This window comes from Solwaraspora sp. WMMA2056 (assembly GCF_030345095.1).
GTDB lineage: Bacteria > Actinomycetota > Actinomycetes > Mycobacteriales > Micromonosporaceae > Micromonospora_E.
The window spans coordinates 6,527,871-6,543,115 of the sequence record NZ_CP128360.1; the positions used below are offsets into that span (position 1 = coordinate 6,527,871).

Below are 15,245 nucleotides of genomic sequence, written 5' to 3' on the forward strand. Positions count from 1 at the left end.
TAGCCCGGCCCCCACCGGATGGTGGGAGCCGGACCGCACGTACGGAAAGTACGAGGTGGTTCAGAGCGGGCGGATGTTGGCCGCCTGCGGGCCCTTCTGGCCCTGGGTGATCTCGAACTCCACCCGCTGGTTCTCGTCCAGGCTGCGGTAGCCGGAGGACTGGATGGCGGAGAAGTGGGCGAACACGTCGGCGCCACCCTCATCCGGGGTGATGAAGCCGAAGCCCTTGTCCGCGTTGAACCACTTGACGGTGCCTACTGCCATGTAACTGCTCTCCTTGACGGAACGATCGGTCCCGAGACTGCCTGCGGGCCGATGGGAGATCCGCGCTCGTCACGCGGATCGGCGTCGCGGTGCTGATCGCCCCATCCGGAATGTTCTCCGGACACAACAAAGAGCGCCTGGGCCGAGATCCCACAGGCGCTCGCACTGTCACTGTGACCGGCCGGTCGGGTGAACCCGAGGGCGGCACGGGGAACCAAAACTGCAACGTCGACCACGCTATCACGGATCCGGCGTTTCACCCAGCATTGGCAACTCACCGATCAGTGCGGCCAGGCCGGCCCGGTCCAGCAGGTCCGCCGGACGCACGGTGACCCCGTCGCGGACGTAGTGGAACGCGGCCCGGACCTGCTCCACCGGCACCCCGGCCAGATCCGCCCAGGCCATCCGGTACGCGGCGAGCTGCACCGTGGCGGCGGTCTCGGCCACCCCGGTCGGCCGGCGACCGGTCTTCCAGTCCACCACGTCGTACCGGCCGGCCGGGCCGGCGAAGACGGCGTCCATCCGACCCCGCACCACCACCCCGGCGATCACCGTGGCGAACGGGACCTCCACCTCGACCGGCACCCGGTCGGCCCACTCGCTGGCCAGGAAGCGCTCCTGCAGCTCCTGCAACGCCTCGTCCCCCGCGGCGTCGGCGTCGGCCGCGCCCGGCAACTCGTCAACGTCGAGCAGCCGGTCGGCCCCGAACCGCTGCTCCAACCAGGCGTGGAAGGCGGTGCCCCGGCGAGCGTGCGGGTCCGGCCGGTTCGGCAGCGGCCGGCGCAGCGTACGGGCCAGGGCGAACCGGTCCCGGCGCAGCGCGACCAGCTGCGACACCGACAACTGCTCCGGCAGCGGTACGTCGACCGGCCCGACGCCGTGGGCCAACTGGTCGCGTTCGGCGAGCAGGATCCGCGCCTCCCGCCACCAGCCGTCGGCGACGGCGGCATCGGCGGCGGCATCGGCGGCCGGCTGGTGCGCCCCGGCGGCGGCAACCGGGTGGTCCGCCGCCCGGTCCATCGCCTGCCGGACCAGCCCGGCGGCCTCGGCGATGCGCGGCCGCAGCGCACCCAGCGGATCCGCCGGCCACTCGGCCCGTACGGTCACCTCGTCGACCGGGTTCGTCGCCCCCGGCAGCGGCTCCGCCGCCCAGTGGTCCACCACTCCGGCCCCGGCCAGGCAGTCGTCGTGGATCTGCCGCAGGAACGCCGACGGCCCCCGGTGCCGCTTCACCCCGGCCCCCCACCAGTAGCCGGAGCAGAGCAGCAGCCGACGAGGACGGGTCACCGCCACGTACGCCAGCCGCCGCTCCTCCCGCTCGTCGTGCTCACGCCAGCGCTTGCCGAACTCGGTGAACTCGCGCTCCACCGCCTTCTGGTCCTCAGCGTCGTCGAGGTCGAGCACCGGCAGGCCGTCGGCGTCACCGCGCAGCGGGAACGGCAGCACGCCCAGGCCGTACAGGTAGTGGTCGGCGCCGCGCACCGACCCCGGCCAGACGTCGCGGGTCAACCCGGCGACCGCCACCACGTCCCACTCCAGGCCCTTGGCGGCGTGCGCGGTGAGGATCTGCACCGCACCGGAGACCACGTCGACCTCACCCGGGCTGAGCCCACGCTCCTCGTCCTCGGCGGCGGCCAGGAACGCCAGGAACGCCGACAGGGTCGCCGTGTCCGACTCGCCGGCGAACCGGGCCGCGACGTCACCGAGCGCGTCCAGATGCCCCCGGGCCAGGCCGGCGTCCCCACCGCCGGCCCCGCCGGCCCGGACCGCCACCTCCACGTCCAGGCCGGTGGTCCGCTCCACGTCCGCGATCAGATCCGGCAGCGACTGGTCCAGGCGTTGCCGCAGCAGGGCCAGCTCCCGGCCGTACGCGCGCAGCCGGGCGTAGCCCTCCGCCGAGTAGAGCTGGGCCGGCCCCGGATCGGCCAACGCCTCCACCAGGCTCGCCTCGTCCAGGTGGTCGACGACGATCTCCGGCTCGGCGGTGCCCGAACGGGGCAGCTGCCGGCGGGCGTCGGCGATCGCCCGCGCCCGCCGGTGCAGGGCCACCAGGTCCCGGGGACCGATCCGCCACCGGGCACCGGTGAGCAGCCGCAGCAGGGCCGCGCCGTCGGTCGGATCGGCCAGCACGCGCAGCGTACTGACGACGTCACGGACCTCCGGGGTGTCCAGCAGGCCGCCGAGACCGACCACCTCGACCGGCAGCCCACGGGCCCGCAGCGCCGCCTCGATCGCCGGGATCTGACTGCGCACCCGGACCAGGACCGCGCTGGTCGGGCGGGACTCGACCGGGATCTCGTCACCTCGGCCCGGATCCGCGCCGGCCGCCCCCCGCCAGGCCGCCAACATCCCGTCGGCGATCCACTCCGCCTCGTCGAGCACCGTGTCCAGCAGCGCGCAGTGCACCGTCGCCGCCGGCGCGCCACGCGCGGTGCGGCCCGGGATCGGCGGGTCGACCTTCGCGGCGGCCGCCAACGCCGCCACCCGCGCCCCCGCCGAGCGCAGCGGGCCGGACAGCTCGTTGGCGACGCTGAGGATCTCCGGCCGGTTACGCCAACTCGTGGTCAACGTCAGCGCCCGGGCCGGGGTACCGTCGACCCGGGCGAACTCGCCCGGGAAGCGGTCCAGGGTGCCGGCGCTCGCCCCCCGCCAGCCGTAGATCGACTGGCACGGGTCACCGACGGCGACCACCGGATGCCCGCCGCCGAACAGCGACCGCAGCATCACCACCTGGGCGTGGCTGGTGTCCTGGTACTCGTCGAGCAGCACCACCCGGTAGCGGTCGCGTTCCAGCTCGCCCACGGCCGGATGGTCCCGGGCCACCTGCGCCGCCCGCGACATCTGGTCGCCGAAGTCCATCGCCTCGAAATCGGCCTTGCGCTGCTGGTACGCCCGGACCAGCGGTAGCAGCCGCAGCCGGATCTGCTGGATGGTCAACGACCGGCGCACGTCGGCGTAGACCCGACCCGGCCGCGACTGCACCTCGGCGAAGAACCGGCCGGTCCAGCCGGCCAGCTGGTCCGGGGTGACCAGGTGCTCGGCCAACTCGCCGGCGAGGGCGAGGACGGCGTCGGTGACCGTACCCGGCGCCCGGTCCACCTCGGACATGTCACCGTCGTAGTTGCGGACCAGGAAGTCGACGATCTGCCAACGGGACGCCTCGGTCAGCAGCCGGGCCGACGGCTCGAAGCCGGCGCGCAGCCCGTGCTCGGTGACCACCCGGGCCGCGTACGAGTGGTAGGTGGCCACCACCGGCTCGCCGGACAGCGGATCCTCCTCCGGCCGGCGACCCTGCCGGCCGAGCTGGCGGACCAGCTGCCCGAGCCGGGTACGGATCCGGTGGGCCAGCTCCCCGGCCGCCTTACGGGTGAACGTCAGACCGAGCACCTGCTCCGGGCGTACCTGGTCGTTGGCGACCAGCCAGACCACCCGGGCGGCCATCGTCTCGGTCTTGCCGGACCCGGCACCGGCGACCACCAGCAGCGGCTCCACCGGGGCAGCGATGATCGCCGCCTGCTCCGGCGTCGGCGGCGGCAGCTTCAGCAGCCGGGACAGCTCCTGCGGGGTGTAGCGGGGCCCGGCGTCGGCCCGACGACGCGGCGACGGGGTGGCGGCGAAGAGCGACTGCTGGGTCATCCGCGCTCCTCTGACGGCCCGGCGGGCGGCGGCCCCCCGGGCGGCGGCCCGGCCGACGGTGGTTCCACGACCTGCCGGCCCTTGCCGGAGACCGGACAGCTGGTCTTCACCGGGCAGACCCGGCAGGAGGAGTTGGCCACCGCCGAGAACGTCGAGGCGGCCATCGTCTGCGCCGTGCGGCGGACCATCGCCGTCGCCCAGCCGGCGTCGTCGGTGTCGGCCAGCGGCTCCTGCTGCTGCTCCTTCGCCTCCTTCACCGGGGTGCCGAGCTGCACCAGGGCGGCGCCACCGGAGTCGTCGCCGTACTCGACGAACGCCCCCGCCTCGACCGCCGCCTGGTAGGCGCCCAGCTGCGGATGCTCGGCCAGCTCGGCGGCGGTCACCGCGGTCGACTTGCCGGTCTTGAGGTCGATCACCACGAGCCGGCCGTCGGCGTCGACCTCCAGCCGGTCCACCCGACCGGTCAGCTCCACCGGCCGGGTCGGGTCGTCCAGCCGTACGGTGAACTCGTGCTCGATGGCGAGCAGCCGGCGCGGGTTGCCGGCCAGCCAGCGCAGCAGCTTGTCCACCATGCCTTCGGCGCGGGCCAGCTCCGGACCGGCCATCCAGCGGGCCGCCAGGTCGATCGCGTCGAACCGGGCGGCGACGTACTCCAGCAGTTTCGCCCGGTCGACGCTGGCGTCCTCGGCGAGCATCGCCGCCGCGTGCACCAGGTTGCCGACCCCGGCCGCCGCGCTCGGCTCGCCCCGCCCGCCGTGGCGTTCCAGCAGCCAACGCAGGCTGCACCGCAGGGCGCTCTCCATGGTCGACGGGGTGACCCGCACCGGTTCACCGTCGTCGACCAGCGGCCGGTCGTCGGACAACGGCCGCAGCCCCCACCAGTCGTCGGGGTGGGCGCCGGGCACCCCGGCGACGGCCAGCCGGCCCAGCACCGCCGCGGCCTCGTGCCGGCGCGCCGGCGCCGCCGCCTGGTCGGTGACGACGGTACGCAGCTCCGCCACCAGCGCCGGCAGGGTCAACGACCGGGGCGGCCGGCCGACCGGCAACGTCGCCGGTTCCTCGCCGTCGGCGTCCACCGCCGACACCCCCAGCTCGTGCAGGAACCGGCTCGGCTGCTCCTCGTGGTCCAGGCCGCCGACCCCGGCGGAGGCGACCGCCGTCACCAGCAGCCGCCGCCGGGCCCGGGTCACCGCCACGTAGAACAGCCGACGTTCCTCGTCGAGCAGCGCCGAGGTCTGCGCCACCAGCGACGCGCTGAGCCCGGCCCCGTCGGAGCGGCCGCTGAGCACGTCCACCAGCCGTTCCGAACCGAGCAGGCTGCCGCGCAGCCGCAGGTCCGGCCAGACGCCCTCCTGCACCCCGGCGACCGCCACCACGTCCCACTCCAGGCCCTTGGCGGCGTGCGCGGTGAGCAGCCGGACCGCCTCACCCCGGTCCCCGGCGGGCGCCAGGGTGTCGGCCGGCAACTGCTGGCCGAGCACGTGGTCGAGGAAGACCTCGGTCCGGGCACCCGGCAGCCGGTCGACGAACCGGGCCGCCGTGTCGAACAACGCCATCACCGCGTCGAGGTCCCGGTCGGCGGCGGCGGCCCGCCACCGCGCCCCGGTGTCGCTCACCCCTCCGGCCGGTACGGCACCCGCCGGCCCGCCCTGGGTCCGGCCCCGCACGATCGCGCCGAACCAGCGGTCGGCCAGCCCACTGGCCTGCCACACCGCCCAGAGCACGTCCTCGACGGTCGACCCCGGCCGGGCGGCGGTCTCCCGGGCGGTGGCCAGCAGCGAGGCGACCGCCTGCGCCGGGGCCGCCCAGCGGCGTTCGATCGCCGCCAGCTCCGCCGGATCCCGCAACGCGTCGACCAGCAGCTCACCGGAGGGGCGCCGGTCGCCGGCGGCCAGCGCCAACGCCCGCAGCCCCTGCCGCAGTCGCCGCTCGGCCAGCGGATCCGCCCCGCCCAGCGGGGAGTGCAGCAACGCCACCGCCGCCTCCTCGTCGAGCCGGGCCGGCTCCAGGGCGCAGCGCAGCAACAGCAGCAGCGGCGCCACCGCCGGTTGCCGGTGCAGCGGCAGGTCCTCGGCGTGCACCACGGTCGGTACGCCGGTGATGTGCAGGGCCCGTTGCAGCGGCGGCAGTTGCAACGTGGTGGACCGGACGATCACCGCCATCCGCGACCAGGGCACCCCGTCGACGAGGTGTGCCACCCGCAGCGCGTGGGCCAGGTAGCTGGCCTCGCTGGTCGCCGACCGGAACACCCGTACCTGGGCGTGGTCGGTCGCCGCCGACCCGGCTGTCGGAGGGGCGGCCTGGAGCGGCTCGGCCTCGGTCGGCTCCGCCTGGGCCGGCTCGGCCTCGGTCGGCTCCGCTTGGACCGGCTCGGCCTCGGTCGGCGGGGCTGGCGGTCGCAGGTCACGGTGGCCGGCCGGACCCCGCAGCCGGCGGGCCACCCGACGCGTCACCGCCAGCAACGCCGGGTCGGCCCGGTAGCAGACCGGCAGCACGATCTGCCGGGCCGGCGCGCCCGACGCGGTCCGCAGCCGCAACCCGAACGCCGGCACGATGCCCGGATCGGCGCCCCGGAACGCGTACGTCGAGGAGTCCGGGTCGGCGAACGCCACCAGCGGTCGGCCACCGCCGGCGATCAGCTGCAGCAGCTCCACCTGGGCAGGATCGGTGTCGGCCAGCTCGTCGACGTAGACGAAGGCGAGCCGACGGCGCTCCGACTCCAGCAGCTGCGGGTCGTCGACCAGCAGCCCGGCGGCGGCCCGGACCAGCTCGGCGTGGTCGTAACCGATCGAGCCCCGGTTGCTGACGTCACGCAACGCCAGTACGGCGACGTACTGGCGCAGGAAGCGGGCGGCCGCCGGCCAGTCCGCCCGGCCCAGCCGCTCGCCGAGGCGGGCCAGCTCGACCGGCCCGACCCCCCGTTCGGTCGCCCGCTGCAACAGGTCACGCAGCTGGGTGGCGAACGCCCGGGTCGGCAACGCCGCCCGCAGGTCCGCCGGCCAGCCCACCGGGTCACCCAACTCGTCGCCCGGTGGCGGCTCGGCGGTCCCGGTGACGGTCCCGGTGGCGGTCGTGGTGGCCTCGCCCGGCTGCGGGCCGGCGACGTCCAGCAGCTCCCGGATGATCAGATCCTGCTCGGGGCCGGTGAGCAGCCGGGGCGAGGGCTCACCCCGCTCGGCGGCGGCCCGGCGCAACAGGCCGAACGCGTAGCCGGGAAACGTGCGTACCAGCGGTTCGTGCAGCACCCGCCGCGACCCGCCGGCGACGGCCGCCTCGATCCGCCGCCGCAACGCCACGGCCGCCCGCCGGTTGAAGGTGAGCACCAGGATCCGTTCCGGGTCGGTCCCTTCGGCGACCCGGGCGGCGACCGCTGCCACCAAGGTGGACGTCTTGCCGGTGCCCGGCCCGCCGACCACCAGCAGCGGACCGTCGGTGTGCGCGACCACGGTCTGCTGCGCGGGGTCGTCGAGGCGCGCCGGCGCGGCCGGGGCCGGCCGACGGACCAGCCGGTACGCCTGCACGCCGCTCATCTCACCACGACGCGGCGACACCACGCGGCGCGCGGGTCCACGCCCGCCCGGCGCCCGGTCAACCGAGCCGGGACTCGATGGCGTCCAGCGCGGCCGGCACCGAGTCGACGACGATCAACAGGTCCAACGCCGTACGCCCGACGAAGGCGGTGTCGGCCAACGCCGACAGCCAGGTCAGCAGGCCCTGGTAGAAGCCGTCCGGGTCGACCAGGACGACCGGTTTGCGGTGCAGCCCCAGCACGGCGGTGGTCCAGACCTCGAACAGCTCGTCGAGGGTGCCCAGGCCACCGGGCAGGGTGACGAACGCGTCCGACTTCTCGATCATCAGCGTCTTGCGGCTGGCCATACCGTCGGTGACGACCAGTTCGTCGGACCGGGTGTCGGCCACCTCCAGGTCGACCAGGGTCTGCGGGATCACCCCCAGGGTGTAGCCGCCGCCCGCGCGGGCGCCGTCGGCCAGTGCCCCCATCATGCCGACGCAGCCGCCACCGGATACCAGGCTGTGGCCGCGCGCGGCCAACTCCCGCCCGGTCTCGGCGGCCAGGTCCAGCCAGCGCTGGTCGAGTGTGCGCGACGAGGCGCAGAAGACTCCGATCGCGGTCACGGTGCTCCCCTCATCCCGCCGGCCGGTGATCACCGGCCGGACCCCGGTGGTCGGCCTGCCGTTCGGCGGCGGCCTGCGCCGACGCCGTCTCACGCAGCGAGGCCTGCTCGGCGGCGAGCGCCGCGTCGGCGTCGACGATGTGCCGCACCGCCTCGTTCACGTCGTCGGTCAGGCAGAGCAGGTCGAGGTCGGCCGCGCCGATCTTCCCCTGCTCCTGCATGGTGTCACGCAGCCAGTCGAGCAGGCCGGCCCAGTACCCGGTGCCCATCAGGACGACCGGGAAGCGGGTCACCTTGCCGGTCTGCACCAGGGTCAGCGCCTCGAACAACTCGTCCATCGTGCCGAACCCACCGGGCAGCACCACGAACGCCTGCGCGTACTTGACGAACATCGTCTTGCGGGCGAAGAAATAGCGGAAGTTGATGCCGACCTCGACCCATTCGTTGATGCCCTGTTCGAAGGGCAACTCGATGCCGAGCCCGACCGAGACCCCGCCGGCGGTGGTGGCTCCCCGGTTCGCGGCTTCCATCACGCCCGGACCACCGCCGGTGATCACCGCGTAACCGGCGGCGGCCAGCGCCGCGCCCAGTTCTTCGGCGAGCCGGCACTCCGGACTGTCCGGCCCGCTACGGGCGGATCCGAATACGCTGACCGCCGGCGGCAGATCGGCCAGGGTGTCGAACCCTTCGACGAACTCCGACAGGATGCGTAGCGCCCGCCAGGAGTCCTTGGTCTGCCATTGGGCCCGGGCCCGCGAATCGAGAAGGCCCTGATCGGCGGTGCCGCGCCGGACCGCCTCCCGGCGCAGCGTCACCGCACCCCGATGCCGTTCCGGGCCGGATTCCGCCGGCGCCGCAAGGGTTTCGTCCGACGGCGCAACCGATTCGTCACCTGCCGTGGGCCCGTTGAGTCGATGGTCCATCCGACCAACCGTAGTGGGCGATATCGCGACAGCGTCGGTCCGGGCGCTCGCGTGTCCAGTCCGGACCGGTCCGGGTCGCCGCCGCCGGAGCTGTCGCGGACCGGACGGATTTCCGCGAGTTTGGCGTGAGGTGCAACCAAATCGGCTGCGCTTACGTCTTCATTGGCAGATACTGGGAACGCCCGTGCGGCGGGGAGGACGTCGCACTAGGTGCCTTCGGGGGGAGGAGCAACAATGATGACACGTAGCGAACTGATCCGCGTCCGCCGTCAGATGCACCGCCGGATCCGGGCCGTGGTCGCCGAGCGTCGGGTGGCCGGGGGGCGGCCCGACCCGGTGGAGCCGGCGACCGACCCGGTCACCGAGTCCGAGTCGCTGCTACTGCGCTGAACTGGTCGGCCCCGGCGGTCACGCCGGGGCCAGCCAGCAGGTACCGGCCCGGCGGTCACGCCGGGGCCAGCCAGCGGTGGAGCGTCGCGGCGCCCTCGCGGATCTTGTCGATCTCCACCCGCTCGTCCCGGGCGTGGGCCAGGTTGGGGTCCCCCGGGCCGAAGTTCAATGCCGGGATGCCGAGCGCGGCGAACCGGGCCACGTCCGTCCAGCCCAGCTTGGCCACCGCCGGCTGGCCGACCGCGTCGAGGAACTCCCGCGCCGGGGCTGCGGTCAGGCCGGGCAGCGCGCCGCCGGCGCAGTCGACGATCTCCACCGCGAAACCGTCGAAGACCTCCCGGACGTGCTGCTGCGCCTGCTGCTCGTCACGGTCCGGGGCGAACCGGAAGTTGACCTCGACCGCGCACCGGTCCGGGATCACGTTGCCGGCGACCCCGCCCTCGACCCGGACCGCGTTGAGCCCTTCCCGGTAGTGGCAGCCGTCGATGGTGACCTCGCGGGCCCGGTACTCCCCGAGCCGCCGCAGCACCTCACCGGCGGCGTGGATGGCGTTGACGCCCCGCCAGGACCGGGCCGAATGCGCCCGGCGACCGGTGGTCACCACCATCGCCCGCAACGTGCCCTGGCAGCCGGCTTCGACCAGGCCGTACGTCGGCTCGTGCAGCACCGCGAAGTCGGCGGCCAGCCACTGCGGGTGCGCCTGCGCCACCAGGCGCAGCCCGTTGAACCGGGAGTCGATCTCCTCGGCCTCGTAGAACAGGTACGTCACGTCGTACCGGGGCGCGTCCACGGTGACGGCCAGGTGCAGCGCGTGCGCCACCCCCGACTTCATGTCCGAGGTGCCGCAGCCGTGGATCGACCCGCCTTCCACCCGGGACGGAAAGTTGTCCGCCAACGGCACCGTGTCCAGGTGCCCGGCGAGCACCACCCGCTGCGCCCGGCCCAGTTCGGTACGGGCCATCACCGTGTTGCCGTACCGTCGGGTGGTCAACCACGGCACCCCGGCCAGCACCTGCTCGACGCAGTCGGCGATCCGCTGCTCGTTGCGCGACACCGACTCGATGTCGACCAACGCACGGGTCAGCGTCACCGGATCGGCCAGGACCTCGGGGGTCAGCGGGTTGTCCATGGCTGGCACGGTACCGTCTCAACAGGGCCGGCCCGTCCGCTGACCGCCCGGTTCGCCCGGATCGACCGCGCACCCGGACCACGGCCGGCGGTGACCCGTACCACGATCGGAAGGCGACAGTTCGGTGACGGTTTCGACGCAGCCCGCCTGGGGCATCGGCCTGGCCACCAGTACCGAGCAGGGACAGGTGCTGGACACCTGGTTCCCGGCCCGTCAGCTGGGCCTCGGGGAACGCCCGCCGGCACCGGCCGGTGAGCCCGGCGAGCTCCCTGCCGGCGTGGTCGGCCCACGCGCGCTGCCGGGGCTGCGTACCGAGGTCGTGGTGGTCGAGATCGGCTCGCTGGCCGACCCGATCAAGGACGTCCCCGACGCGTACCTGCGGTTGCACCTGCTGTCGCACCGACTGGTCCGGCCCAACGAGCTCAACCTGGACGGCATCTTCGGTCAGCTGGCCAACGTGGCCTGGACCTCCGCCGGGCCGTGCCCGCCGGAGCGGGTCGACGAGCTGCGGATCGTCGAGCGGGCCGCCGGGCGGCACCTGGCCGTGTACGGGGTGGACAAGTTCCCCCGGATGACCGACTACGTGGTGCCGTCCGGGGTGCGCATCGCCGACGCCGACCGGGTCCGCCTCGGCGCCCACCTGGCCGCCGGGACCACCGTCATGCACGAGGGCTTCTGCAACTTCAACGCCGGCACGTTGGGCACCTCGATGGTCGAGGGCCGGATCGTCGCCGGGGTCGTCGTCGGTGACGGCTCCGACGTCGGTGCCGGCGCCTCGATCATGGGCACCCTCTCCGGCGGCGGCACCGAGAAGATCCGGATCGGCGAACGCAGCCTGCTCGGCGCGAACGCGGGCATCGGCATCTCCCTCGGCGACGACTGCGTGGTCGAGGCCGGTTGCTACGTCACCGCCGGTTCAAAGGTCACCCTGCCCGACGGTCGGGTGGTGAAGGCGCGCGAGCTGTCCGGGGTCGACGGGCTGCTGTTCTGGCGCAACTCGGTGACCGGTGGGTTGGAGGCCCGCCCCCGCACCGGCGCCGGGATCACTCTCAACGCCGCCCTGCACGCCAACGACTGACCACCCCCACCTGCCCCCACCCCTCCGCCGCCCCACCCTCACCCACCCCTCACCCCCGCGATCTTGCACTTATCGAGAACTTATGTCCAGATTGTCCGTCGATAAGTGCAAGATCGCGGAGAGCGGGGCGGGGGCGGGGCGGGCGGGCGGGGGCGGGGCGGGCGGGCGAGGCGAGGGCGAGGGGGTCAGCGCACCGTGATCCGGTACGCCTGGATGATCGTCTGCTGCACGGTGTTGCCGTCCCGGTCGGTAACCGAGGCCCGCAGCGACACGAACCCGTCGGCGTCCGGATGGTGCACCGACGCGGTCCATCCGGCCTTGGCCGACCGTACCTGCGCCGGCAGCCAGCTGTCGCCGCCGTCGTAGGAGACCTCGACCACCGGTTTACGGACCCCGATGCCGGCCACACCCGGCTGGTGGGCGATGGTGAACGGGATCTGCGCCGCCCGGCCGGCCGGGGCGGTGTTGCCCGCGTCCACCGCCGGCGCGAACCGCACCGCCATCACCGGCAGCGCCGCAACCTGACCCCGGGTCACCGGCCCGGAGGCGAAGGTCCACACCCCGCTGACCGAGGTGGAGAAGTCGCTGACGTCGTGCGTCGCGGCGACCTCCAGCCGGTATTCGGCCTCCGCCCGGGGCACCTCGAACCAGCCGTACCCGGGGTATTCGCTCTCCCCCACCAGCTTGCCGTCGCGGTACAGCGCGGTCCGCCCGCTGTCAGTCAACGCCGATCCGGGATGGCCGTCGGCGTCACCGAACAGCGGCACCTCCACGGCGATCACGTCACCGTCGCGGCGCACCCAGCCACCCGGGTACGTCGTGTCGGCGAACACCGGCCCGTAGGGTGCCACGTTCCAGGTGTCCTGGATCTGCCGTCCCGGCGGGTACCGCTGCGGCATGGAGGTCAACATCGCGGTGAGCTCGCCCCACTGCTGGCCGGGCACCTTCCGGGAAAACTCCAGGTAACCGTTCCAGGTCAACGTGTCGGCGACGCTGTAGTGCTCCACCCGTACGGTGGGCAGTTCGACCGGGGCGACCAGTGCCCACCCGCCGGGGTCGCGCTCGCCGTGGCTGCCGAAGACGGTCCGGTCGGTCGCGTCACCGTGGGCGACGCCCCGGAACCGGTGCCGCACGGTGGCCAGGTCACGCGGGCGGTAGTGCCGGGTGAACCCGGTCGGCAACTGGTCGACGAAGTGCTCGGTCAGGCCGTAGAAGTACGGGCTGCCGACGAAGCCGTCCGCGCCGTCCGGTCGCAGCCACTGGCTGGCGATGGTGGCGGCGAACTCCCCGCGCCGGGGCGGGGCACCGAACTGGCCGGCGGTCAGCCCGTCGAAGGTGTCCGAGAGCAGCCCGACCCCGGCCCCGGCGTTGTTCCGGGTCCAGTAGGCGAAACCGACGTCGACCAGGGCCGGACGGGCGGTCGGCTCCGGCACGGTGACCCGTACCGGCTGGCCGCGCCGACCGTCGAAGGTGACCGCCGTGTCGGCGGTGACCTTCAGGTTCGGCCGGACCAGGACGGCCAGCTCGAGTTCGGCGTCGTCGCCCTCGCCGATCCGGCGCTCGATCATGCTGGACAGGCCGTACCGGCCGGCAGGCAGCCGGACCGTGACCGATCCGGAGCCGTCGGCGCGCCACGGCATCGCGTCGTACGGCTGGTCGAGCCCGATCGCGACGGTCCAGTACGCGTCGGTCGGGGCCCCGGTCTGGTCCAGGTGCGCCAGGGTCAGGTCGTAGCTTTCCACCTCGCGGTTGACGCCGAACGGGGTGACGACGCGGACCCCGTCGGCGCCGGTGGCGACCAGGTGGCCCGAGTAGTAGCCGTCGGGCCCGTCGACGCTGGTGTCGGCGGTGACGACGACCTCGGCGGTGCCCTGGGCCGGTACGGTCACCTCGGTCGCGCCCGCGCTGAACACGCCGGCCGGTGCCGGCGTACCGGTTGGTCCGACGGCGTCGACGGCCAGCGCCAGGGTCTGGTCGGTGCCGGTGGTGTTACGGTAGGTGACCGTCTTCGTGACGGCCTCGTCGTCGTGGTGCGGCCAGGCGGTACGGCCGAAGGAGACGCTCGCCGGGGTGGCGACGACCCGTTGGGTGATCGCGCGGGCCACGTCGACCCGGCCGGCCCCCTGCGGGTAGGCACCCGTACCGGGCTGTGGTGCCGCCGCGCCCATCAGCGCGGCCTTGAGCCGCTGCGCCGACCAGCCGGGGCGGCGCTGGGCCAGCAACGCGACCGCGCCGGTGACGTGCGGCGTCGCCATCGAGGTGCCGGAGGCGGCGACGTAGTGCGCGTCGACCGGGGTGTCCAGCGTGGTGCCGGCGGCACGGGCGGCGACGATGCCGACGCCCGGCGCGGTGATGTCCGGTTTGACCGCGTCGTCGCCGGTGCGCGGGCCCCGGCTGGAGAAGTCGGCCAGGGTGTCGTCGCGGTCCACCGCGCCGACGGTCAGCGCCGCGTCGGCGCTGCCCGGGGAGCCGATACTGGCGTCGGTGCCGGAGTTGCCGGCGGCGATGACGAACAGTGCGCCGGTCTGTGCGGTCAGCGTGTCGACCGCCTCCTCCAGCGGGTCGATCTCCGGGGTGTCCTGGCCGCCGATGCTGAAGTTGATCACCGTGGCCTGCTGGTCGGCGGCGGCCCACTGCATACCGGCCAGCATCGCCGACTCGGTGCACCAGTAGGACTCGCAGACCTTGCCGGAGACGATCGTGGCGTCCGGGGCGACCCCCCGGTTGGCTCCCTCGGAGGCGGCACCGCTGCCCGCGATGATCGACGCCACGTGGGTGCCGTGGCCGACGACGTCGGCCGGGTCCGGGTCCTCGGTGAAGTTCTCCGCGTCGGCGACCCGGCCTGCCAGGTCCGGGTGGTCGGCGTCGACGCCGCTGTCCAGCACGGCCACGGTCACCCCGGCACCGGTGAGCCCGGCGTCGTGGGCCGCTGGCGCGCCGATCTGGCCGACGCTGTGCTCCAGCAGCAGCCGCCGCTTGCCGTCGAGCCAGATCCGGGCGATCCCGGATCCGGCGGCCAGCGAGCGGGACGCGGTGGTCGGCGACCCGGCGGTGGCCCCGGTGACCGCCGTCCAGAGGTCGCCGGCGGTGGCCTTGTCGGCGCTGACGGCGGCCCCGCCGATGGCGGGCAGGTCTCGGGTGATCCGGGTGCCGGCGAGCGCGCCGGTCGCCCGACGGGCGGCGGTGGCCGGGCCGGCGTACTCGACGAGCAGCGGCAGCCGGTCGGTGGCGGCGTCGTGGTAGCCGTACGTGATCAGGTTGGTGACGTTGAACAGGCGTCGGTCGAGCACCCCGGCGCGGATCAGCGGTTGGGCGTCGGTCGGGACGACGTACCGGCCGTCGGCGAGCTGGTAGGTGTGGAAGCGCAGGTGGCGGCGGCCGGGGGCGGGTGCGACGGCGGCGCCGCGGTCGGTCACGGTGATCCGGTCACCGGTGATCAGCGTGACGGTGGTGGCGCCGAGGTCGACGGCGGCTGGGGACGCCGCGCCAGCGGCGGCCGGGCTGGACGGTCGGGCGGCGGCGGGTGCGGCCCCGCCGACGCCGATCAGGCTCGTCGCCAGGACGGCGGCGAGGGTGGCGGCGGTCGTTCTCCTGACTGGATGCAACTGAACCTCCCCGGTAGACGTCGAGTGACGTCAGGGTCGTGATCCGAAGCCCCAGGATTGCATATTCAGTATGTATGTCGATGCCCC

General features: G+C 74.1%; 9 protein-coding genes. 2 read left to right on the plus strand and 7 right to left on the minus strand.

Annotated features, from left to right (window positions below; all coding sequences use genetic code 11):
• Nucleotides 1-60: 60 nt before the first annotated feature.
• From cspE to O7608_RS29720, 5 genes are all read right to left on the minus strand, one after another.
• Complete coding sequence (gene cspE / locus O7608_RS29700; RefSeq protein WP_123605346.1) at nucleotides 61-264, minus strand: transcription antiterminator/RNA stability regulator CspE; 204 nt, start codon at nucleotides 262-264, stop codon at nucleotides 61-63.
• Between the two features lie 240 nt (nucleotides 265-504).
• Complete coding sequence (locus O7608_RS29705; protein WP_289207692.1) at nucleotides 505-3,900, minus strand: ATP-dependent helicase; 3,396 nt, start codon at nucleotides 3,898-3,900, stop codon at nucleotides 505-507.
• Nucleotides 3,897-7,430 carry an ATP-dependent helicase gene (locus O7608_RS29710; protein WP_289207693.1) on the minus strand — a complete coding sequence of 1,178 codons (3,534 nt, stop codon included), beginning with the start codon at nucleotides 7,428-7,430 and terminating at the stop codon, nucleotides 3,897-3,899. Before O7608_RS29710 ends, O7608_RS29705 begins: the two co-directional genes overlap by 4 nt.
• A gap of 58 nt (nucleotides 7,431-7,488) precedes the next feature.
• Nucleotides 7,489-8,034 (minus strand): LOG family protein, encoded by a 546-nt coding sequence (locus O7608_RS29715; RefSeq protein WP_289207694.1) that lies wholly within the window; start codon nucleotides 8,032-8,034, stop codon nucleotides 7,489-7,491.
• 10 nt (nucleotides 8,035-8,044) lie between these two features.
• On the minus strand, nucleotides 8,045-8,956 hold the full coding sequence (locus O7608_RS29720; protein ID WP_289207695.1) for an LOG family protein: 912 nt from the start codon (nucleotides 8,954-8,956) through the stop codon (nucleotides 8,045-8,047).
• Between the two features lie 234 nt (nucleotides 8,957-9,190).
• On the opposite strand from O7608_RS29720, the gene O7608_RS29725 reads away from it, so the two are divergent.
• Nucleotides 9,191-9,346 (plus strand): hypothetical protein, encoded by a 156-nt coding sequence (locus O7608_RS29725; protein ID WP_289207696.1) that lies wholly within the window; start codon nucleotides 9,191-9,193, stop codon nucleotides 9,344-9,346.
• 55 nt (nucleotides 9,347-9,401) lie between these two features.
• On the opposite strand, the gene dapE is transcribed toward O7608_RS29725, so the two are convergent.
• Entirely contained in the window at nucleotides 9,402-10,475 is a 1,074-nt protein-coding gene (gene dapE / locus O7608_RS29730) for a succinyl-diaminopimelate desuccinylase (protein WP_289207697.1), read from the minus strand.
• A 124-nt stretch (nucleotides 10,476-10,599) separates the two neighbouring features.
• Here dapE and dapD point away from each other — a divergent pair, with 124 nt between their 5' ends.
• Nucleotides 10,600-11,553 carry a 2,3,4,5-tetrahydropyridine-2,6-dicarboxylate N-succinyltransferase gene (dapD, locus tag O7608_RS29735; RefSeq protein ID WP_289207698.1) on the plus strand — a complete coding sequence of 318 codons (954 nt, stop codon included), beginning with the start codon at nucleotides 10,600-10,602 and terminating at the stop codon, nucleotides 11,551-11,553.
• Nucleotides 11,554-11,738: 185 nt separating this feature from the next.
• On the opposite strand, the gene O7608_RS29740 is transcribed toward dapD, so the two are convergent.
• A complete protein-coding gene (locus tag O7608_RS29740; RefSeq protein WP_289207699.1) occupies nucleotides 11,739-15,158 on the minus strand; it encodes a S8 family serine peptidase in 3,420 nt (1,139 codons plus the stop codon).
• Nucleotides 15,159-15,245 lie beyond the last annotated feature (87 nt).